Source organism: Arthrobacter sp. Ms25, from assembly GCF_059090365.1.
Window position 1 is genome coordinate 594,445 of sequence record NZ_JBNHFP010000001.1, and the last position, 20,637, is coordinate 615,081.

Here is a 20,637-nt window from a genome sequence, read left to right on the forward strand (position 1 = left end):
TTATCCTAGTGGCCGGTACGGGTATTCCCGCGCAGCACCGAAGGCGTAACGTCTGGAACATCATGACCGAGCAGCAGCCTTACAGCGTCCTGGGACGGTATCCGGGGTTCGAGTTACGCCACTATCCGGCGCACGTGGTCGCCCAGGTCACTGTGAACGCTGACTTTTCGAGGGCCGGGAACACCGGTTTCCGGCACCTGTATGCGTACATCAGCGGGCGGCACCGGCAGGGTCCGGATTCAGGTGTCCTGGCCATGACGGCTCCGGTCCTGCTGGAGCCGAGCCCGCTGCCGGGAGCCTTCTGCATTGCCTTCGTCCTGCCCCTGGACCTGGCGGCCGTGCCCGCCCCCGAGGATCCGGCCGTCAGCATCGTGCCGATACCGGGGCAGACGGCAGCGGCGTCGTCGTTTTCGGGACGCTGGAGCGAGGCGAGCTACCAGAGCCGGCGGGCCGCCCTCCTGTCGGCGGTATCCGCCCAGGGCTTCATCGCCCGCGGCGGTACCCGGTTCGCGCGGTTCGACCCGCCTTTGCGGCCGTGGTTCCTGCGCCGCAATGAAGTGGTTCAGGATGTGGAGGGGCCGGGGGATTGACGCGGCAGTGCACTGATGTCCGGCCGTGGATCAGTTGCCAGCCGCGCGTGGGTTTCCACATCGAAACGGGCATCGCCGTACCGCAGTTTCGCGCGCTCGATGCCCTCCGGCCGGAACCCCGCTGCCAGCGCCACCCGGCAGGACGCGGGGTTGTTGGTCCGGTGTCCCAGCTCGAGGCGGAACAGGCCGCCTTCACCGAAGGCCCAGTCCGCTGCCGCCGCAACGCCGCGGGAGGCAAGGGAATGTCCCCGCGCCGACGGAACCAGCCAATACGAGACCCAGGCGGTCTGGTGCCGCATGTCAATGGAGCTGATGCCGATGTTCCCGACCGCCGTGCCGTCCACGTCGACGGCGAAGCTGCGCCGCTCCGGCGAGTCGGTCAGTGCGGTTGCCAGGTACGCGGCGGCCTGGTCGGCGTCGTCGACCCGGCGGCCCAACTGGTACTCCAGCAATGGGTCGGCGGCGAAGGCCGCCGCGAGGGACGGTGCATCCGCCCGGTTCCAGGGACGTAGCAGGGGAGAGGCGGGCATTGGCCGGTTATTCTGCGGGCGGGACGAATCCCAGCGGCAGCAGGTCCGGAGCGGGAATGCTGACCGGGCCGTCTGCCGTCGGCAGGATCACGCGGATCCCGGGGTAATAGTCGGCAAGGACCTGCCGGTCACGGCCGCAGGGACTTTGGACACCGCGGCCGTGGTTGCCGACAGCGACAATGCAGGTCCGCTCGCCGGATCCCGCAGCCCGTGCCGCACCCAGGGCAACAAGTTCGGCGCAGGGACCGCCGGTGAAGTGGTACAGGTTGACCCCGGCGTGCATGCCGCCGTCGGCCGTACGGACGGCAGCGCCCATGGTGTGGATGCCGTCTTCATCCGGTCCGGCGTCGGTGGCGGCGTCAATGGTACGGCGGGCCAGGTCCACGAGCGCCAGGTCCGCCGGGGTGAGCGGCAGGGCGGATGCGGGGAGGGAACTAAGCATGCGGGAGATTCTACGGGTTAAAGACAAACAGCCGGGGCCCGCCGTACGGCGGAACCCGGCTGTGCGGCTCGGAAGAGACTAGCCCTCGCAGTCCAGGCAGTAGGCCTCGCCGTTCTTTTCGCGCGCGATCTGCGAACGGTGGCGTACGAGGAAGCAGGACATGCAGGTGAACTCGTCTGCCTGCGGCGGAACCACCTTGATGAGCAGTTCTTCGCCGGACAGGTCCGCTCCCGGAAGGTCAAAACCGTCGATGGCATCTGACTCTTCGACATCGATGACTGCAGTCATCGCTCCGCCGCGCTGCTGAGCTTTCAGGCCCTCCAGGGAGTCTGTCTGCTGGTCTTCTTCCTTGACGCGCGGGGCATCGTAATCGGTAGCCATTTTTTTGTGCTTATCTCCTGATTGTGGGGGGGTGAAGCGTAGATCATATAGGGCAACGAAAGTCGCTGCACCAAACCGTACAGGCGTGGCGGTCCACGTATGACGAAATACGGCAGGAAAGTGATCAACATCCCGCCGGGGATCTCTATTCCCGCGTCCGCAACGGCGTCCGGACGGACGGAATCGGCCGGTGGGGCGGGGACTGGCGGGGCAGCGGCGTAGGTTATGTAAAGCGGGACGCCCGGGTCAAGCAGCCCGATGAGGGCATTATGTCAACTTATGACGACGGGCGGGTGCAGGAGGTGGAGTCCCGGACCTGTCTGACCAGGTCGGGCCCCCGGCAGGGCAGGGCAGGAGCCGGCGGGCGGTTATGTCAACCCGCGGGCCGACGCCGGTAGGTCGCCGGGGGACGTTATGTCAACTGATTTGCGGGGCGGGATCCAGCACCGGCAGGGCGGAAACGGCCCGACCAGGTCAGGCTCTTTCCGGCCCCTGCGAGCCCGTGGCTTTCGCCGGACCAGACTGCAATCCCGGCCGAAGCCAGAGCGCAGAATTGGCAGACGCAGGCAAAATCTGCGGAAAAGCAGCAAAAACGGGGGATGAGCGGGCAATCGGGGCCGGATGGACGGTTCGGGAATATTCGTGGTTTCCGCCACTTCCGGCACCCCGTTTATAACGCCGATAATCCACATTATGTCAACTAGCGTTGAGAAGGAGCTCCCCCAGGGCCGCTGATACCAAGGATGGACGTTCGGTATGGAGCTGGAACGGCTGTCAGTCTGCTGCTGTCCGCTGTGCAGCTGACTAACCTCTGGGGCACCGATGGGACATCGATGGCATACCGGCTGCTGTCCGGGATGCCTCTAACGGGCTTATCGTGTGGCGGCTGCCAGCCGGCTGGCCATCGGCTGTGCAGTTAACGGGCCCTCGGCGCACGAAATAGGCCCGTTAGCTGCAAAATGAACGAGCTCGAGACCGGGTTGCCGGTTGCCCGCCAGGTTCGGCAACCCGGTGAACGCATAACGGGCCTATGGGACCGGGTCGACTGTCCGGTGTGCCCGGACTGACCCAGCGGGACCGTGGGAACCGGCGAAGTATCGATCAGCAGGCCGGAACACCGGTGCCCGCCAGGACCGCGTCCGGCCGTTCCGGGTTCCGCTCCCCCGCGGCTGCCGCCGCGACCAGCGGCCATCCCGGCACGGGCCACCGTTGGCGCGCCGGTCCGCTGACGTTACCGTGTGGCCCCGGAACGTCACAGGGACAGATAAGGGATAGCAAATGCAGCCATGGGACAACGGCATCAGGGCCGTCACGATGTTCGTCGAAGAAACTTCGGCCGCCAGGCACTTCTACCGGGACATTCTTGGCCTTCCCGTGGTTTTCGAAGACGAGGACTCGGTGGTGTTCACGTTCGGCGGTGTACTGGTGAACCTCCTGGCGGCAACGGCCGCACCCGAACTCATAGCTCCGGCCGAAGTAGGAAACGTGGGAACCGGGTCACGCTTTGCGCTGACTGTTCCGGTTCACGACGTGGACGCGGTGTGCCGCGACCTCGTACAACGCGGCGTGCAACTGCTTAACGGTCCGATGGACCGGCCGTGGGGACCCCGGACAGCGAGCTTCCAGGACCCCGACGGCCATATCTGGGAGCTCGCCCAGTAGGTGATGGACACGGCTCTGCTTAGGGCAGAACATCCGCAGGCGTAAAACCGTCCCGCGGCAGCGGGGTACGTTCTACCATCAAGCCTGACTGAGACTCTTCCTTTCGACCGCCCCCGCAAACCGGACGCCGACCCTTTGTGGCGGCAGGTGCTCGGAGAACTCCTGCGGCGGCTGCGGCATGAACGCGACTGGACCCTCGGCGGCCTTGCGGCACGTGCCGGGATTTCCCCGCAGTACCCAGCGGCCCGTCCAGGACCAGGACGCGGCGGTCGAAAAACTCCTGGCGGATTCGATCGGTAAACAGCGGGGCTTTTTCCGTTTCATTCATGCCTCCACGCTGCTCCTGCCCGGCCGTCGGGAGAAGAGGCCTCCGCCGTCGGCAGATCTGCTGCCGGCAGAGGCGGGCGGCACCAGCTGCCGGCAGGCGGGCGGCACCTGTCCGCCGGAAAAATTTTTCCCCGGCTGTCGATATGCATCCTGCCCGTTCGACGTCATAGTAGGAGGCGCATCAGCACCTTCCACGGACACGCAGCAAGGAGAGTGCCATGAAGTACATGTTCATCATGCGGGCAACCGACGAGGCAGTGCAGGCTTCCAAGGACATCCCGTTCGAGGAGATCATCAACCGGATGGGCGCCTACAACGAGGCGATGATCAATGCCGGAGTAATGATCGGCGGCGAGGGCCTGGCCGACCTTTCGGAAGGCAGCGGATTCGTCGTGGACTTCTCCGAGGACCCGCCGCTGGTCACGGACGGCCCATACGGCGAAACCCACGAGCTTTTCAACGGCTTCTGGATTGTGCAGGTCGGTTCCCGCGAGGAAGCCGCCGAGTGGGCGATGCGGTGCCCGCTGGGCCCGGGGTCCAGGCTCGAGGTCCGCCGCGTGACCGAAGCATCCGATTTCGCCGACTTTGCGGACAACGAGTTCATCCGGAAGGAAGAGCAGTGGCGCAGGGAAGAGGAAAAGCTGACGTCGGAGAACACCTAGCCGTGGACCAGGCGGCAGCGGTCCGGAGGCGGCTCGACGCGCTGTGGCGCATCGAAGGCGCGCGGATCGTTGCCGCCCTGGCCAGGGTGACCGGCGACGTCGGACTGGCTGAGGACGCTGCGCAGGACGCCGTCGCCGAAGCCCTGGTGTCCTGGAGTTCCACAGGCATTCCGCGCAATCCCGGCGCCTGGATCACTGCGGTGGCGAGGCGGCGGGCCATCGACCGGTGGCGGCGGGCGAAGCGGCTGCAGGACAGGTACGGGATGCTCGCACGCGGAGCGCAGGACGAGGCGGCCCCCGAGTGGGACCCGCTGCCCGACGACGTGCTTCGGCTTCTCTTTACGGCCTGCCACCCGGTGCTCTCCGCGGAGGCGCAGGTTGCCTTGACGCTGCGGGTGGTGGGATCCCTGCGCACCGAGGAGATTGCCCGGCTGTTCCTGCTGCCGGCAGCCACGGTGCAGCAGCGCATTGTCCGGGCCAAGAGAACGCTGGCGGCGGCACGGGTTCCCTTTGAACCGCCGGAGCCGAATGAATGGACGCCCCGGCTGCGCGGCGTCCTGCATGTCATCTACCTGATGTTCACCGAAGGGTATGCGGCCACCAGCGGGGAGAGCTGGACCCGGCCGGACCTGGCGAACGAGGCGCTGCGGATCGGGCGGATCCTGACCGGGCTGGTTCCACGGATACCGGAAGCGCACGCGCTTCTCGCCCTGATGGAATTTTCCGCCTCCCGCTTCGCCGCCCGCAGCGGTCCCGGCGGTGAACCCGTCCTGCTGGCCGACCAGGACCGTACCCGCTGGGACCGGGCGCAGATCCAGCGCGGCATTACAGCCATGGCCCGTGCCGACGGGTTATCGGCGGAGCTGGGACGGGCACGGGGCAGCTATGCACTGCAGGCCGCCATCGCGCAGTGCCACGCCACCGCCGCCCGCCCGGAACAAACGGACTGGCCGCGGATCGTCCTGCTGTATGAAGCACTGGGCCGGCTCTCCCCCGGTCCGGTGGTTGACCTCAACCGGGCAGTGGCGGTCTCCATGGCCACCGGCCCCGAAGCCGCGCTGGCCATCGTGAACCGGCTGGCGGATCAGGGGGCACTGCGCGGATCCCATCTGCTGCCCAGTGTGCGGGGCGAACTGCTGGCACGGCTCGGCCGGACGGAAGAGGCACGTTCGGCATTTTCCGCGGCAGCGGCCCTCGCCGGGAATCTGGCCGAACGGAACATCCTGGAGCGCAGGGCCGGTGCCCCCTGAGTTGCCGGCCGGGACGCAGCGGTTGGTAGAGTCCACCCAACGCTCCTGCTCCTCCCACCCTAAGGACCGCCTTGACCGCTGACCCGCACCCGTCCTCCTCCGCCGCGATGCAGGACCCGCACTGGTGGCGGCAGGCCGCGGTGTACCAGATCTACCCGCGCAGCTTCTCGGACTCCAACGGCGACGGTCTCGGTGACCTGCCCGGTATCACGGCCAAGGTCCCGTATCTGGCGCAGCTGGGGGTCGACGCCGTGTGGCTGAGCCCGTTCTACCCCTCGGCGCTCGCAGACGGCGGGTACGACGTCGACGACTACCGCGCCGTCGATCCCCGGCTGGGCAGCCTGGACGACTTCGATGACATGGCGGCGGCCCTGCATGCCGCCGGCATCAAGCTGATCGTGGACATTGTCCCGAACCATTCCTCCAACCGCCATGCCTGGTTCCGGGAAGCACTGGCATCCCCCAAGGGGTCCGCCGCCCGCAGCCGGTACATTTTCCGCGACGGAACGGGACCGGACGGAAGCCTGCCGCCGTCGGACTGGCAGTCGGTCTTCGGCGGCAGCGCCTGGGAACGGGTGCCGGACGGGCAGTGGTACCTGCACCTGTTCGCCCCGGAACAGCCGGATTTCAACTGGGAAAACCCCGAGGTGCACGAGGAGTTCCTCACCACTCTGCGCTTCTGGTCCGACCGCGGGGTAGACGGCTTCCGGATCGATGTGGCCCACGCACTGGCCAAGGACCTCACGGAACCGCTCGCCGCCAGGGCCGAGCTGGCGGCCGAAGGAGAGGGCCTGGACGGCGGCCACCCCTTCTGGGACCGCGACGAGGTCCACGAAATCTACGCCGAATGGCGGAAGCTGTTCAACGAGTACGACCCTCCGCGCACGGCGGTGGCGGAGGCCTGGGTGCACGCCTCGCGCCGCGGGCGCTACGCCAGCTCCGAAGGCCTGGGCCAGGCATTCAACTTCGACCTGCTCCAGGCGGACTTCGACGCCTCCCGGTTCCGGGAGATCATCACCGCCAACCTGGACCAGGCCTCCGCCACCGGCGCCTCCTCCACCTGGGTGCTCTCCAACCACGACGTCGTCCGGCATGCCACGCGGTACGGCCTGCCGCCGGCTCCGGTCGGTAGCTCCAAAGGGCAGGACGGCAAGGCGTGGGTCTTCTCCGGCGGCACCGAACCGCCGGTGGACCGGGAGCGCGGCCTGCGCCGGGCACGGGCGGCCACGCTGCTGATGCTGGCACTGCCCGGCTCGGCCTATTTGTACCAGGGCGAGGAACTGGGCCTGCCCGAAGTGCCCGATATCCCGGATGCGGACCGGCAGGATCCAACGTTCTACCGCAACGCCGGCGTGGACAAGGGCCGCGACGGGTGCCGGGTCCCCCTGCCCTGGACCGCCGGCGGGCCATCCTTCGGATTCAGCGCTGGGCCGGCCCATCTGCCCCAGCCTGAGGACTTCGCCGCTGCCGCCGTGTCGAGCCAGGAGCAGGACGGGGACTCGACCCTGAACTTCTACCGGCAGGCGCTGAAGCTGCGCGGGAAGCAGCAGACGGCAGAGGACCTCGACTGGCTGGAAAGCCCCGCCGCCGTGCTGCACTTCCGGCGCCCCGGCGGGTGGCAGAGCATCACCAACTTCGGCTCGGCGGCAATCGAGCTGCCGGAGGGGGCCGTGCTGCACAGCAGCGGCCCGCTCGACGGCGGCCTGCTGCCGCCCGACACCACCGCCTGGCTGGCCTAGCTCCGGACTCCCTTCGGATACCGTCACGCCCGCCACCTGTTGACGGGGACCGCCGGATGGCTACCGTGGTGGGGACGGCATCCCGGCGTGCCGGCCGGTACTGCCGATTCCGCCCGTATCCGAAGGAGGTCCCGCCATGGACCCGATCCCCGGTATCAATGTCTCAGTTCCGCCCAGCGGCCCGGGCTGCGTGGAATGCTCCGAGCAGGACGGGTGGTGGTACCACCTGCGCAGATGTGCCGAATGCGGGCACATCGGCTGCTGCGACAGTTCCCCGGGGCAGCACGCCACCCTTCATGAACAGCAGACCGGGCACCCCGTCATCCGGAGCTTCGAGCCCGGCGAGGACTGGTTCTGGAACTACGCGGATTCCTCGGTGTTCGCCGGACCGGAGCTGGCCCCGCCTACCCACCATCCGGAGCACCAGTCCGTGCCCGGCCCCGCGGAGCGGGTGCCCGCAGGCTGGCAGGAGCTGCTGCACTGAAATACGCCGCCGGTGAGGCTGACAGGTCTACACTGTAAACATGACTAGAACCTACATTGTGACCGGATCAGCTTCGGGCATCGGAGCAGCAACCGCCGCGATCCTGAAGGAACGCGGCAACACCGTCATCGGCGTTGACCTGCGCAACGCCGACGTCGAGGCGGACCTGAGCAAGCCCGAGGGCCGCTCCGCCGCCGTCGCCAAGGCCGTGGAACTCGCCGGCGGAAACGTCGACGCCGTAATCGCGTGTGCGGGCATCTCCGCCCCCGCGCCTATCACGGTGGCCGTGAACTTCTTCGGGGTAACGGATTTCCTGACCGAACTGGCACCCACGCTCGCCAAGAGCAGCGCCCCGCGCGCCGCTGTCGTCAGCTCCATGGCCAGCCTGCAGCCCAACTCCCCCGAGCTCGTCGACGCCATGCTCGCCGGCAACGAGGAAGAGGCCCTGCGGATCGGCGCAGCGCTCGCGGAAAACGGCCCGCAGACCGGCTACCTCAACTACCCGTCCAGCAAGCGGGCCCTGAGCCGCTGGGTCCGCAGGGAAAGCATCAGCCCCGCCTTTGCCGGCGCCGGCATCCCGCTGAACGCGGTTGCCCCCGGCACCGTGCTCTCGGCCATGACGCGCGACCTGCTGGCCACCCCGGAAGGCCGGGCCATGGTGGATTCCAACGTGCCCATGCCCCTGAACGGCCACTCGGAACCGGAGGTCATTGCCCGCCTCCTGATCTGGCTGACCTCCGAAGAGAACACGCACACCACGGGACAGACCATCTACACCGACGGCGGCGCCGACGCCACGCTGCGCGGCGACGATATCTGGTCATAACCGTTTCTCCGCTGTTCAGCGGATCCGCCGGTGCCGGCGAGGACTATCTCCCGGCGCCGGCGGCGGACCCGGCGCAGGACACCCAGCCGCAGCGAGACGTAGGCCAGCCCCCCGACGGGAATCGGCAGCCAGAACTGCAGGATCCGCCAGGACAGCACCCCCGCGACGGCCGTATGCGCAGGGACACCGAAACCCACCAGGGTGGGCACCAGGAGCCCTTCCACCAGGCCCACCCCGCCGGGGGTCAGCGGCACCATGGACACCAATCCGGCCAGGGAGTACGCCACCAGCAGCTCCCCCGCGCCCAGCACATGGCCAAACGCGGCCAGCAGCACCCACAGGCTCGCTGCGTCCAGGATCCAGCGCAGCGCTGCCAGGGCGACCCCGGCCAGGAGCCGGCGCGGCTGCGCACGGAACATCTGCGTTTCGCCGGCCACCGTGCGGACAAACCTTTCTGCGCCGTCCGGATGCATCAGCGGAATGGCCCCGGCCAGTGACCGCACCACCCGCACTGCTCCCGCCAGGTGACGGTCCAGGATGACCAGGAGGATCACGACCAGCGTGAAGAGGACCAGCACCACGGCACCGGCGGCTGCGTAATAGCCGTGCACATCCACCTGCCCGAGCAGTGACAGCAGTCCGAGGCCGAACAGCAGCCCGAGAATGAGGTTGGCGCCCAGTACCTGGATGGTGGCCGCGCTGAGGGCGTCCTGCGACGGCGTCCCGGCAAGGGTCAGCAGCCGGAACCGGGCAGCCGCAGACGTGGTTCCCCCGCCCGGCACCACGTGGTTGACCGCGGTATCACACAGGTCAATGCGGACCAGGGTGAAATAGGACGGCCTGGATGTGCCCGGAAGCACCACCCGGGTCAGGGCACTGTAGCTCAGCCACGATCCTGCCTCCAGAAGCAGGGCTCCGGCCAGGACGAGCAGCGGCAGGCGGGCCATGGACCGAAGCACGTTGTCTGCCCCCACCAGCTGCGGCAGGACCACGTACTCGAAGATGAGGACCAGGACCACTGCCACAACCAGCCAGCGCAGGTACCGCCACCGTCCACGCCCCGGACGCCGGGAAGAGCCTGCCGAAGTGCCGTGCCTGGGCATGTATCAAGCACAGCAGACGGACTGCGCCCGGGCCAGCCCCCGACGTCGGCAGCGGCGGGATGCGGCCAAGTGCGCCTTTCGCCGCGGCTTTCCCAGAAACGGAACTTTCTGACATGATGTTGGTATGTTGCCAACACGATGTTGGCAACTTCCAACTCACTCAAGGGGTTCCGATGTTCCTAGCGCTGCGCGAGTTGCGCTTTGCCCGGGCCAGGTTCGGATTGATGGGCGGCGTCGTCGCCCTGATCGCCGTCCTCATGGTCCTGCTTTCCGGCCTGTCCTCCGGGCTCGTCAACGACGGCGTGTCCGGCCTGAAGGCCATGCCGGCCACCGCCTTCGCCTTCAACGAAGGCACCAAAACCGACAACGCCTTCTCCCGCAGTGTTGTCGACGAACACCAGGCCGAGGTCTGGGCCGAACAGCCCGGCGTCGAGGAATCCGCCCTGATGGGCACCGCCATGATGAACGGCACCACCGGCAACGGCACCCAGGTTGACCTGGCCCTGTTCGGGATCGACACCGATTCCTTCCTGGCGCCAACGGTCGGCGAGGGCCGCGGCATTTCCGCACCCGAGGAGATAGTGGTTTCCTCCACCGCAGCAGACGAGGGCCTGGAGATCGGTGACGTGGTCACCCTCGAGCGCATCGGCGTCGAACTGACGGTGGTGGGCTACACCGACGAGCAGGCCACTTTCGGCCATGTCGACGTCGCTTACCTGCCGCTGGACACCTGGCAGTACCTGGCCGGCGGACAGAGCGCCCCCGGGACACCGACGGAGGACGCTGTCTCCGGTTCCGGCTTCACCACCGCCAGCACCGTTGCCCTGAAGGCAGCCGGCGATTCCGACATTGATTTCGCCGCCGGTGACGAGGCGGCCGGAACGGTCACGTCAACCCTGGCCGAGTCCTTCAACGCCTCCCCCGGCTACTCCGCCGAAACAATGACCCTGGAAATGATCCAGGTGTTCCTGTACGCCATCTGCGCCCTGGTGGTCGGGGCGTTCTTCACCGTCTGGACCATCCAGCGCAAGCATGAACTCGCGGTGCTCCGCGCCGTCGGTGCCTCGACCGGCTACCTGCTGCGCGACGGCCTGCTACAGGCGGCCATCATCCTGGTCACCTCAACCATTGCAGGGATTCTCGCCGGACTGGCCCTGGGTGCCGGACTGAGCGGTACGGCCATGCCGTTCGCCCTCGAAGCCGCACCCATCCTGACGGCCACTGCCCTGACGATTGTGCTGGGCTTGGCAGGTGCGGCCCTGGCCATCGTAAGGATTTCCCGCGTAGACCCCCTGGCAGCCCTCGGAGGACAGAGATGAGCACCGACACCGAACAACGCACCCCCCGCACGCGGACCGGCGGATTGCTGGTCACGTCCGCCAACCTCGCCCTGGGCGACGGAGACAGTACGGTGCAGGCCCTGGACAATGTGTCCCTGACCGTCCGCCCGGGCGAGATGGTCGCCGTCGTTGGCCCGTCCGGCGCCGGAAAGTCCAGCCTGCTGGCTGTCGCCGGTGCCCTCACCACCCCCGACTCCGGATCCGTCGAGGTCAACGGAGTGGACCTGGGCACCTTGGGCAAGGCGGCCCGGGCCCGCTTCCGGCTCAAGGAGATCGGATTCGTGTTCCAGTCCGGGAACCTGATTCCGGCATTGACTTCGGCTGAGCAGCTGCGCCTCATGCAGAAACTGGCGGGCACCCGGGATCCTCTCGACCCGCTGGAACTCCTGGCGGCCGTGGGCATGGAGCATAAGGCACGGAGCCGGCCCGACCAGCTTTCCGGAGGTGAGCGCCAGCGCGTGGGGATTGCGCGTTCACTGGTGAACCGGCCGTCGCTGCTGCTCGTGGATGAGCCCACCGCAGCACTGGACCGGGCCCGCAGCCAGGAGGTGGTTGCCCTGCTCGCCAGGGAAACCCATGAACGCGGCGTTGCTACAGTTATGGTGACGCACGATCACGACGTCCTGCACCACTGCGACCGCGTCGTCGAAATGGTGGACGGACGCCTCTCAAGCTAGCAAAAGCAAGAACAGGAGGGCCCAAGGGTGCCCCGAATTACTGCCCCCACGGTGGCCGAACACCGGGCGGCACAGCAGCGGGCGCTGCTGGACGCGGCACGCACCCTCCTGGCCCGGACCGGCGAGGCCCCCAGCATGGCCGAGGTGGCCGCGCTGGCGGGCCTGGCTCGGCCCAGCGCCTACCAGTACTACAAGTCCCGCCAGGACCTCCTCCACGCCCTGGTGCTGGATGTCTTTCCCCGCTGGACCCAGCGGGTCCGGGAAGCAATGGACGCCGAGCCGGAACCGGCAGACCGCATCATGGCCTATGTGCTGACCAACATCGCGCTGGTGGCGGAGGGTGAGCACGCGGTGGGCAACGCCCTCGCCGCCGTCGCGCCGGGAGAGGAACTCACCAACCAGAGCGCCATGATGCACCGGCAGCTGCAGACTCCCCTGGTGGACACGCTGACGCTGCTGGGCGCGCCGGACCCGCAGGTAACGGCCGAACTCATCAATGCGATTGTCCACTCGTCCACCCGCCTGCTGGAATCCGGCGCCGCGCGGCAGACGGTGGAGGATAGGGTCCGCGGGCTCCTCGGCCCCTACGTCCGCGAAAACAGAACCACCCCCGCCCCGGAAGGCACGCCATGACAGACACGACCACCCGCCCTTCCGCCGCTGCCGTCCGGACCTGGCCCTGGGTCCTCGCCTCGGACCTGGCCCTGATCATCCTCTTCGCGGCCCTGGGCCGGCAGAACCACGAACACGGGCTGGGATTGCCCGGCATCCTCGTGACGGCACTCCCGTTCCTCCTGGCCTGCCTGCTGGCCTGGGGTGCGGTGCGCGCCTGGCAGCGGCCCGCCCGGCTCTGGCCGGCCGGCGTCGCCATCTGGCTCACCACCGCAGCCGTCGGCCTGGGCCTCCGCGCGCTGGCCGGCGGCGGCACCGCCGTCAGCTTCATGCTCGTCACCTTCGCCGTACTCGGGGTCTTCCTGCTGGGCCAGCGCCTGCTGTGGCGTGGCGCCGCCCGCCTTCGCTCCCGGAGCGTCCGCTAGGCTCGAAGAGAGCACCAGTACAGACCGCCGCAGGAAAGGCCTCCCCATGATCACCGCTTTTGTCCTCATCCAGACCGATGCCGCAAGGATCCCGGAATGTGCGGAGGAAATCTCCGAAATCGACGGCATCAGCGAGGTCTACTCCGTCACCGGCGATTGTGACCTGATCGCCATTGCACGCGTCCAGCGCCACGAGGACCTCGCCGACGCCATTGCCAACCGCCTGTCCAAGGTGGAAGGGGTGATCGGAACCACCACGCAGATTGCGTTCCGTGCCTACTCCCGGCACGACCTCGACGCGGCGTTCTCCCTCGGCTTCGACAACTAGGCGCCGCCAGGTCTCTGCCGGGCCGCCTACTGCGTGACAGCCACCCAGCGGTCCAGTGCCGCCTGGGCCGCACCGCTGTCGATGGAGTCGCAGGCCCGGACCAGTCCCCGGGAGAGCCGCTCGGTCAGCGGACCGTCCGCCGTTCGGTCCAGTGCCACCAGGGCCGCCGCCGCGTTCAGCACGACGGCGTCCCGCACGGGGCCCTTGTCCCCCGCGAGTACGCTGCGCACCACCGCTGCGTTCGCGGCGGCGTCACCGCCCCGCAGATCCGCCAGCGTGGCCCGGCTGATGCCGATGTCCAGGGGATCCACGACGGACTCCTCCACGGCACCGTTACGGACTTCCCAGACGGTGGAGACGCCGGTGGTCGTCATCTCGTCCAGCCCGTCTTCCCCGCGGAACACCAGCGCGCGGACGCCGCGCCGGGCAAGCACGCCGGCCATCAGCGGAGCCAGCCGCGCATCGGCCACACCAATGGCGGACGCGCTGGGGCGGGACGGATTCGTGAGCGGTCCCATGAAGTTGAAGGCAGTGGCTACGCCCATCTCCCTCCGGGGCACGGCGGCGAACCGCATCGACGGGTGGAAGACCTGCGCAAAGCAGAAGGTGATTCCTGCCTCGACGGCTGCCTGCGCCACGCGCTCCACGGACAGGTCCAACCGGACTCCCAGCGCCTCAATGACGTCCGCCGAACCGGAGGCCGACGACGCCGCACGGTTACCGTGCTTGACGACCTTCGCGCCTGCCCCGGCGCACACGAGGGCGGCCATGGAGGAAATGTTCACCGTGTTGTGGCGGTCCCCTCCCGTGCCGACGATGTCGAGGGTCTCCCCCGGGATGTCGATGGGACGGGCGTTAGCGACCATCGCTTCCACAAGCCCGGTGAGTTCGTCGACGGTTTCACCCTTGGCTCGCAGGGCCACCAGGAAACCGGCAATCTGGGAGTCGGTGGCGTTGCCGGCCATGATGGTTGCCATTGCCCAGCGCGTCTGTTCGGTGGAGAGATTCCTGCCCCCGATCAGCTCAGTAATCAGGCTTGGCCAGGTGTCGCCGGAACTCGGAATCGTAGTCACACACCCTAGGTTATCTACGTTTCGTAGAAAATGCCGATTTCTTTCTCGGGGCCCAATTCCGCGCCAATACAGGGATCGGGGCCAGCGGGGCCGGGTTCGGACGCGCCGTAGGCCGCGATCTGTTGGAGAACTGGGCGGTTTTACCGCCATAATGTCTATGTGACAACAGCGACCCATGCCCCCAGTACCCCGGCTCACCCCACGCTGAACCGCCCCAATATGGTTTCCGTAGGAACCGTGGTGTGGCTCTCCAGCGAACTCATGTTCTTTGCCGCTCTCTTCGCCATGTACTTCACCCTTCGCTCGACCTCGAGCGATCTGTGGGCCATGGAGGCCGACAAGCTGAACGTCCCGTTCGCCTTCGTGAACACGGTGATCCTTGTTTCCAGTTCCTTCACCTGCCAGGCCGGCGTCTTCGCCGCAGAGCGCCTTCAGCCACGCCGCACCGGAGGGCTCCTGAAGCTTTCCCGCTGGGGCATGACTGAGTGGTTCCTGCTGACCTTCGTACTTGGGGCGATTTTCGTCTCCGTACAGGCCTACGAATACGCCATGCTCGTCTCGGAAGGCGTCTCCCTCTCGTCGAACTCATACGGTTCCGCGTTCTACCTCACCACCGGCTTCCACGGCCTGCACGTGGCCGGCGGCCTGATCGCGTTCCTCTTCATCATCGGCCGTGCCTACGCCGCCAAGCGCTTCGGACATTTCGAAGCTACTTCGGCGATCGTAACCTCGTACTACTGGCACTTCGTTGATGTGGTCTGGATTGCCCTGTTCGTCATCATCTACTTCCTCAAGTAACACTGCTTGAGGACCGCACCCCACGAAATACTTCAAAGTGGCACCTGTTTCCCAAAGACCACATAAGTTAGGAACTACGAAGTGAAGGCACTATCGCAAAGGCGGCGTCATCCCCTCGCAGCAGTCGCGCTGCTGCTGTTGGGACTCCTCGTTACGGGTGGTCTCTATGCCGTAGCCAACGGGGCCAACCAGGCCCAGGCGGCTACCACCACGTACACTGCCGAAGACGTCAGCGAGGGCGAGAAGCTCTTCGTCGCCAACTGTGCAACGTGCCACGGCATTGAAGCCAGCGGCACGGAGAACGGTCCTTCGCTGGTGGGCGTCGGCGCAGCATCCGTCGACTTCCAGGTTGGCACCGGCCGCATGCCGATGGCCATGCAGGGCCCGCAGGCCCAGGAGAAGCCGGTTCAGTTCGACGAAGACCAGACCGCTGAGCTGGCTGCCTACGTTTCCAGCCTCGGTGCCGGTCCTTCGGTTCCGGATTCCGAATACCTCGAGGCCGATACCTCCGACGAAGAGGCATCCGCCAACGGCGGCGAGCTGTTCCGCGTGAACTGCGCCATGTGCCACAACGCCGCAGCTGCCGGCGGTGCATTGACCCGCGGCAAGTTCGCCCCGAGCCTTGACGGCGTCAGCGAGAAGCACATCTACGAGGCCATGGTCACCGGCCCGCAGAACATGCCCGTCTTCAACGACACCAACATCACGCCCGAGGACAAGCAGGACATCATCACGTTCCTGAAGGACATCGAAACCAGCGGTTCCCCCGGTGGAGCCCAGCTGGGCTCGCTGGGTCCGGTATCCGAGGGCCTGTTCATCTGGACCGCTGGTCTGGGAATCATCATCGCTTTCACCATCTGGTTGACCTCCCGGTCTTCCTAACCACAGCCGCGCTCACCTCCACGGGTGACATCACAGTTACATATAGGTCTATAAATGCAGTTTTCACAGAAGGATGAGGGGGATCATGGGCGACCATAGTCACGGCAGTCCGAACACCTCGGGCACCGTCGCTACGGCTGGCCAGGGAGATGAGGAGAAGTTCCAGAATCCGGGACTTCCCCCGCACCGCCCTCGTCTAGCCGACACACATCCCCGCGCCGAAAAGCGGGCAGAGCGGCAGGTGGCGAGCCTGTTCATCGTGTCGATCATCGGCACCATCGTATTTTTCATCGGATACTTCAGCATCCACCTGGACGATGCCAGCATCGCTGAACTGCGGCTGCAGAACATCCTCCTGGGAATCGGCACCGCCTTCGCCATGCTGGGCATCGGCGTCGGCATTGTCCACTGGGCGAAGACGCTTATGCCGGACCACGAAATCACGGAAGAGCGCCACGAGATCCGTCCCGAAGAGGACCGTGTCATTGCCGAGAAGATGGTTGGGGACATCATTGAGGAAACGGGCATCAAGCGCCGTCCCCTGATCCGCAACACGCTCCTCGGCGCCATGGTCCTGGCCCCGCTGCCGGCCATCGCCGTCTTCCGTGACCTGGGTCCCCTCCCGGGCGACACCCTCCGCCACACCATGTGGGAAGCCGGCACGCGGCTGGTCCGCGACCCCAGCGGTACCGCCATCAAGGCCTCGGATGTCACCCTGGGTTCGGCCTTCCATGTCATCCCCGACGGCCTGAACGACCTCCCCGAGCACAAGCTCGAGGAAAAGGCCAAGGCTGTAGTCCTTCTGATGCGCCTGAACCCCGAGGATCTGAACCCCTCCCCCGGCCGCGAGGACTGGGCAGTGGACGGCATTGTCGCCTACTCCAAGATCTGCACCCACGTCGGCTGCCCGGTGGCCCTTTACGAGCAGCAGACGCACCACCTGCTGTGCCCGTGCCACCAGTCGACCTTCGACGTGACGCAGGAATGCAAGGTCATCTTCGGCCCGGCCGGCCACGCGCTGCCGCAGCTGCCGATCGAGGTTGACGCCGAGGGTTACCTCGTCGCCAAGAGTGACTTCCAAGAACCTGTCGGACCGAGCTACTGGGAGCGTGGCTAACCATGAGTGTTCCCTCCGCCACCCCTTACGAGGCGAAAACCCGTCTGGGCCGCATCACGAACTTCGTTGACTCCCGGGTCAGCGGTTCCGCCATGGTCAAGGAGTTCGGCCGCAAGGTCTTCCCCGACCACTGGTCCTTCATGTTCGGCGAAGTTGCACTGTACTGCTTCGTCATCCTCCTGATGACCGGCACCTTCCTGACCTTCTTCTTCGATCCGTCCATGGCGGAAACGCATTACGAAGGCAGCTACGTTCCGCTGCGCGGCGTCGAAATGTCCGTGGCCTACGAGTCCTCCCTGAACATCTCCTTCGATGTCCGCGGCGGCCTCTTCATGCGCCAGGTACACCACTGGTCGGCACTGCTGTTCGTAGCAGCCGTGTCGGTACACATGCTCCGCGTGTTCTTCACCGGCGCCTTCCGCAAGCCGCGCGAACTCAACTGGGTGGTGGGCGGCGTCCTGCTGATTCTGTCCCTGGCTGCCGGCTTCACCGGTTACTCCCTCCCCGATGACCTGCTCTCCGGCAACGGCCTGCGCATCATCGACGGCGTCATCAAGTCGGTCCCCGTGGTCGGTACGTACATCAGCTTCTTCCTGTTCGGCGGTGAATTCCCCGGAACCGCGATCATCGGCCGCCTGTACATGCTGCACATCCTCCTGGTTCCGGCGCTGATCCTGCTGATGATCGCCATCCACCTGTTCATGGTGGTCATCCACAAGCACACGCAGTTCCGCGGCCCCGGACGGACCAACAACAACGTTGTCGGTTACCCGGTCGGCCCGGTCTACGCGGCCAAGGCCGGCGGCTTCTTCTTCATCGTCTTCGGCGTGATCGCGATCATCGCCGGACTCTTCACCATCAACCCGATCTGGAACTACGGTCCCTACGATCCCTCCCCCGTGTCCGCCGGTACCCAGCCCGACTGGTACATCGGCTGGGTTGACGGCGCCCTGCGCCTGATGCCCGGGTTCATCGGGGCGTTCCCGCTGGAGTGGGTCATCCCGTTCCCGTGGGGCGACAACACCCTGTCCCTGAACGTGCTGCTGCCGGCCCTCGGCCCGGCCGGGCTGGTCTTCACGCTGCTCTTCACCTGGCCGTGGATCGAAGCCTGGCTCACCAAGGACAAGCGCTCCCACAACCTGCTGGACCGTCCGCGCAACGCACCGTTCCGTACGGGCGTCGGTGTTGCCGGCGTCGTGTTCTACTGCGTCATGTGGGCTGCCGCCAGCTCCGACCTCATCGCCACGCACTTCGATGTGTCGCTGAACGACGTGACGTACTGGCTGCGGGTCCTGTTCTTCGCCGGTCCGATCCTGGGCTTCGTCATTGCCCGCCGCATCGCCCTGGCGCTGCAGCGCAAGGACCGCGAGATTGTCCTCCACGGTGTGGAGAGCGGACGCATTGTCCGTCTCCCCCACGGTGAGTACATCGAGGTCCACGAGCCGCTGGACGAGTACAAGCGCTACCGCCTGGTGGACTTTGACTCGTACAAGGCGATCCCGGCCCAGCCGGACGCCAACGGCAAGGTCTCGGGCAAGGAGAAGCGCCGCGCGAAGCTGTCCCGCTTCTTCTTCGAGGACCGCGTTGCACCCGTGACGCCGTCGGAACTCGAGAATGCGCATCACCACGAGTCACCTGCCGAGGTCGAAGCCAAGGCCGACGACCAGGCATCGATTGAACAGCGCTAGCCCGTAAAGCTACGCAAAGAGGGCCCGACCGGATGTATGTATCCGGTCGGGCCCTCTGCTTTTGTCCGGGGCAGGGCATGCACCTCTCGGGAGCATGCCCTGCCCCGGGGTCGGTCAGGCGAGGGTAAACGGGCGCTTGGCCGGGAGCGGATAACGCTGCTTCAGTGCACCGGGCTGTGCCGCCGGCGCCGATCCTATGGTGAGCTTGGTGAAGTCCAGCAGCGGATCGCGCAGGACAACCTTCAGTCCGGCCACGGCTTTGTTCACATCCGGGACCAGGCAGTAAATGTTCAGCTTCCGGGGCGCGAACTCGGTGTGGTCGACCTCCCCCAGTCCCCGCCAGAGGAAATACGAGGAGATGGCCTGGGTGGCCTTGTGTTCAAGGTAGCGGTCCCGCTCGGTCCCCGCAGCCGTCTTGAGGGCATACTGGACGATGACCCAGTGCTGGTCCTCGGGCTCGATCTCACCGTAGCCATCCTCCTGGGAGGCAACAGCGAAGGCATGCAGCAGGTTCTCGGCATCCTCCGGAGCGACATCCTGGACCTTCGCTGAGCCCTCGTGCCCTACCGGCCCGGACGTCAGCATCAGCTGCCCGTCATCCTCGTCGTAGAGTGCCTCCCGGAAGTGTAGTACCCCCGCATCGTCGCGCTTGTACATCCGAATGGTAACCATGGTTGGTGTTCCTCTTCCTGCTATGGGGGTGGAGTGTGGGCCGGAGCCCCTGACGGGGGCCGTCAGGCGTTCGGGTGCCTGCGCGGGTGGTATGAACGGGGAGTACGTATTCCGGGCCGCTGGAGCGGCACCCAGAGCTTGTAGCGGTCCGCGCGGTAGTAGGACACGGAGTAGTCCACCATCGCCCGGGATACATAGGCGTGACGCTGGATCTTGAGCACCGGTGCGCCAAGCTCGACGTTGAGCAGCCGGGCAATGGATGCGGACGCGGCAGTAGCCTCAATGGTGTCCTCTCCCCACTCCATGACCAGGCCGTAGCGTTCACTGAGTACGTTGTATAACGACGTCGGCGGCTGCTCCTCGAGGATTCCCGGCACGTAGTGCGCCGGGATAAAGTTCTCATCCACGCTCATCGGCTCACCGTCGGCCAGCAGCTGCCTGCGGAACCGGATGACCGGCTGGCCCGGTTCCATCTGGAGTTCGCGGGCCACGAGCTGCGAGGCGCCGATCTGTTCGAAGCTCAGGACGTGCGCGTCCGGAACCATGCCGCGGCGGTGCATTTCCTCGGAGTATGAGGTCAGCTGCACCTGCAGGTCCATCTTGGGGCGTGCAACGAAAGTGCCGAGCCCGACAACGCGCTCCAGGACACCGTCGGACACCAGGGCATCCACGGCCTGGCGGATCGTCATGCGGGCCACCGCAAAGTGTTCCGATAGCTCCCGCTCGGAAGGAATGATTTCCCCCGCCCCGGCATGGGTCTCGACGAACCGCCGCAGGATGCCCTGGAGCTGTACATGCTTGGCCACTCCCGCGCCGGGGTCGATGCCCTCCGTCAGCAGCCGCAGGCGGTGATTGCTCATCGGCGGTTCCCCGAACGGACGGACGGACCGTAACTGCGCATACTTGAACTCCGCCCCTTCGGCTGGGAAAACTGCTGCCGTCTAAGAATACCGGTATCCCTGCCGGACCCTCCCCCGGCACCCCCTGCCACACCGGGAGTTAACGCAAAAGGAAGGACCCGCAGTCTCC

Annotated in this window: 23 protein-coding genes; 16 read left to right on the forward strand and 7 right to left on the reverse strand. The window is 66.5% G+C overall.

Annotated elements, in window-relative coordinates; translation table 11 throughout:
• Window positions 1-62: 62 nt before the first annotated feature.
• Window positions 63-590 carry an SOUL family heme-binding protein gene (locus AC5RT8_RS02740; protein WP_494094162.1) on the forward strand — a complete coding sequence of 176 codons (528 nt, stop codon included), beginning with the start codon at window positions 63-65 and terminating at the stop codon, window positions 588-590.
• On the opposite strand, the gene AC5RT8_RS02745 is transcribed toward AC5RT8_RS02740, so the two are convergent.
• The 3 genes from AC5RT8_RS02745 to AC5RT8_RS02755 form a co-directional block, all read right to left on the reverse strand.
• Complete coding sequence (locus AC5RT8_RS02745) at window positions 563-1,120, reverse strand: GNAT family N-acetyltransferase (protein ID WP_494094163.1); 558 nt, start codon at window positions 1,118-1,120, stop codon at window positions 563-565. The two genes, AC5RT8_RS02740 and AC5RT8_RS02745, sit on opposite strands and share 28 nt — an antisense overlap.
• Before the next feature lie 7 nt (window positions 1,121-1,127).
• The gene (locus AC5RT8_RS02750) at window positions 1,128-1,562 is read right to left on the reverse strand and encodes a cytidine deaminase family protein (RefSeq protein WP_494094164.1); all 435 of its coding nucleotides are present in this window, start codon (window positions 1,560-1,562) and stop codon (window positions 1,128-1,130) included.
• A 78-nt stretch (window positions 1,563-1,640) separates the two neighbouring features.
• Complete coding sequence (locus AC5RT8_RS02755; protein ID WP_494094165.1) at window positions 1,641-1,943, reverse strand: DUF4193 domain-containing protein; 303 nt, start codon at window positions 1,941-1,943, stop codon at window positions 1,641-1,643.
• A 1,278-nt stretch (window positions 1,944-3,221) separates the two neighbouring features.
• Here AC5RT8_RS02755 and AC5RT8_RS02760 point away from each other — a divergent pair.
• The 6 genes from AC5RT8_RS02760 to AC5RT8_RS02785 all read left to right on the forward strand — a co-directional run bounded on the left by AC5RT8_RS02760 (window position 3,222) and on the right by AC5RT8_RS02785 (window position 8,893).
• A complete protein-coding gene (locus tag AC5RT8_RS02760; protein ID WP_494094166.1) occupies window positions 3,222-3,605 on the forward strand; it encodes a VOC family protein in 384 nt (127 codons plus the stop codon).
• Window positions 3,606-4,150: 545 nt separating this feature from the next.
• The gene (locus tag AC5RT8_RS02765) at window positions 4,151-4,594 is read left to right on the forward strand and encodes a YciI family protein (protein ID WP_494094167.1); all 444 of its coding nucleotides are present in this window, start codon (window positions 4,151-4,153) and stop codon (window positions 4,592-4,594) included.
• Window positions 4,595-4,596: 2 nt separating this feature from the next.
• Entirely contained in the window at window positions 4,597-5,844 is a 1,248-nt protein-coding gene (locus AC5RT8_RS02770) for an RNA polymerase sigma factor (protein ID WP_494094526.1), read from the forward strand.
• 107 nt (window positions 5,845-5,951) lie between these two features.
• On the forward strand, window positions 5,952-7,583 hold the full coding sequence (locus AC5RT8_RS02775; protein WP_494094527.1) for a glycoside hydrolase family 13 protein: 1,632 nt from the start codon (window positions 5,952-5,954) through the stop codon (window positions 7,581-7,583).
• Between the two features lie 136 nt (window positions 7,584-7,719).
• On the forward strand, window positions 7,720-8,067 hold the full coding sequence (locus tag AC5RT8_RS02780; RefSeq protein ID WP_494094168.1) for a UBP-type zinc finger domain-containing protein: 348 nt from the start codon (window positions 7,720-7,722) through the stop codon (window positions 8,065-8,067).
• Between the two features lie 40 nt (window positions 8,068-8,107).
• A complete protein-coding gene (locus AC5RT8_RS02785; protein ID WP_494094169.1) occupies window positions 8,108-8,893 on the forward strand; it encodes an SDR family oxidoreductase in 786 nt (261 codons plus the stop codon).
• Here AC5RT8_RS02785 and AC5RT8_RS02790 read toward each other — a convergent pair.
• Complete coding sequence (locus tag AC5RT8_RS02790) at window positions 8,839-9,996, reverse strand: lysylphosphatidylglycerol synthase transmembrane domain-containing protein (RefSeq protein ID WP_494094170.1); 1,158 nt, start codon at window positions 9,994-9,996, stop codon at window positions 8,839-8,841. The genes AC5RT8_RS02785 and AC5RT8_RS02790 overlap by 55 nt on opposite strands.
• 173 nt (window positions 9,997-10,169) lie before the next feature.
• On the opposite strand from AC5RT8_RS02790, the gene AC5RT8_RS02795 reads away from it, so the two are divergent.
• Genes AC5RT8_RS02795 through AC5RT8_RS02815 form a run of 5 tightly spaced genes read left to right on the forward strand, consistent with a single transcriptional unit; the run spans window position 10,170 to window position 13,378 of the window.
• The gene (locus AC5RT8_RS02795; RefSeq protein WP_494094171.1) at window positions 10,170-11,315 is read left to right on the forward strand and encodes an ABC transporter permease; all 1,146 of its coding nucleotides are present in this window, start codon (window positions 10,170-10,172) and stop codon (window positions 11,313-11,315) included.
• Window positions 11,312-12,013, forward strand: coding sequence for an ABC transporter ATP-binding protein (locus AC5RT8_RS02800; RefSeq protein ID WP_494094172.1), 702 nt, complete (start codon window positions 11,312-11,314; stop codon window positions 12,011-12,013). The genes AC5RT8_RS02795 and AC5RT8_RS02800 overlap by 4 nt, the downstream gene beginning before the upstream one ends.
• Window positions 12,014-12,040: 27 nt before the next feature.
• Window positions 12,041-12,646, forward strand: coding sequence for a TetR/AcrR family transcriptional regulator (locus AC5RT8_RS02805; protein ID WP_494094173.1), 606 nt, complete (start codon window positions 12,041-12,043; stop codon window positions 12,644-12,646).
• Window positions 12,643-13,050, forward strand: a complete 408-nt coding sequence (locus AC5RT8_RS02810) for a DUF3054 domain-containing protein (RefSeq protein WP_494094174.1) — start codon at window positions 12,643-12,645, stop codon at window positions 13,048-13,050. Before AC5RT8_RS02805 ends, AC5RT8_RS02810 begins: the two co-directional genes overlap by 4 nt.
• A 46-nt stretch (window positions 13,051-13,096) precedes the next feature.
• Complete coding sequence (locus tag AC5RT8_RS02815) at window positions 13,097-13,378, forward strand: Lrp/AsnC family transcriptional regulator (RefSeq protein WP_494094175.1); 282 nt, start codon at window positions 13,097-13,099, stop codon at window positions 13,376-13,378.
• 26 nt (window positions 13,379-13,404) lie between these two features.
• Here the strand turns inward: AC5RT8_RS02815 and trpD are convergent, their stop codons facing one another.
• Window positions 13,405-14,451 carry an anthranilate phosphoribosyltransferase gene (gene trpD / locus AC5RT8_RS02820; protein ID WP_494094176.1) on the reverse strand — a complete coding sequence of 349 codons (1,047 nt, stop codon included), beginning with the start codon at window positions 14,449-14,451 and terminating at the stop codon, window positions 13,405-13,407.
• Between the two features lie 159 nt (window positions 14,452-14,610).
• Between trpD and ctaE the strand changes: the two genes are divergently transcribed.
• From ctaE to qcrB, 4 genes are all read left to right on the forward strand, one after another.
• A complete protein-coding gene (gene ctaE / locus AC5RT8_RS02825) occupies window positions 14,611-15,249 on the forward strand; it encodes an aa3-type cytochrome oxidase subunit III (RefSeq protein WP_494094177.1) in 639 nt (212 codons plus the stop codon).
• 81 nt (window positions 15,250-15,330) lie between these two features.
• Complete coding sequence (qcrC, locus tag AC5RT8_RS02830) at window positions 15,331-16,131, forward strand: cytochrome bc1 complex diheme cytochrome c subunit (RefSeq protein WP_494094178.1); 801 nt, start codon at window positions 15,331-15,333, stop codon at window positions 16,129-16,131.
• A gap of 85 nt (window positions 16,132-16,216) precedes the next feature.
• Window positions 16,217-17,248, forward strand: a complete 1,032-nt coding sequence (qcrA, locus tag AC5RT8_RS02835; RefSeq protein ID WP_494094179.1) for a cytochrome bc1 complex Rieske iron-sulfur subunit — start codon at window positions 16,217-16,219, stop codon at window positions 17,246-17,248.
• 2 nt (window positions 17,249-17,250) lie between these two features.
• Window positions 17,251-18,936, forward strand: coding sequence for a cytochrome bc1 complex cytochrome b subunit (gene qcrB, locus AC5RT8_RS02840; protein ID WP_494094180.1), 1,686 nt, complete (start codon window positions 17,251-17,253; stop codon window positions 18,934-18,936).
• A 114-nt stretch (window positions 18,937-19,050) separates the two neighbouring features.
• Here qcrB and AC5RT8_RS02845 read toward each other — a convergent pair whose 3' ends face one another.
• Window positions 19,051-19,608: a hypothetical protein gene (locus tag AC5RT8_RS02845; RefSeq protein ID WP_494094181.1), complete on the reverse strand. Its 558-nt coding sequence runs from the start codon at window positions 19,606-19,608 to the stop codon at window positions 19,051-19,053.
• Between the two features lie 62 nt (window positions 19,609-19,670).
• Window positions 19,671-20,468 (reverse strand): GntR family transcriptional regulator, encoded by a 798-nt coding sequence (locus AC5RT8_RS02850; RefSeq protein WP_494094182.1) that lies wholly within the window; start codon window positions 20,466-20,468, stop codon window positions 19,671-19,673.
• Window positions 20,469-20,637 lie beyond the last annotated feature (169 nt).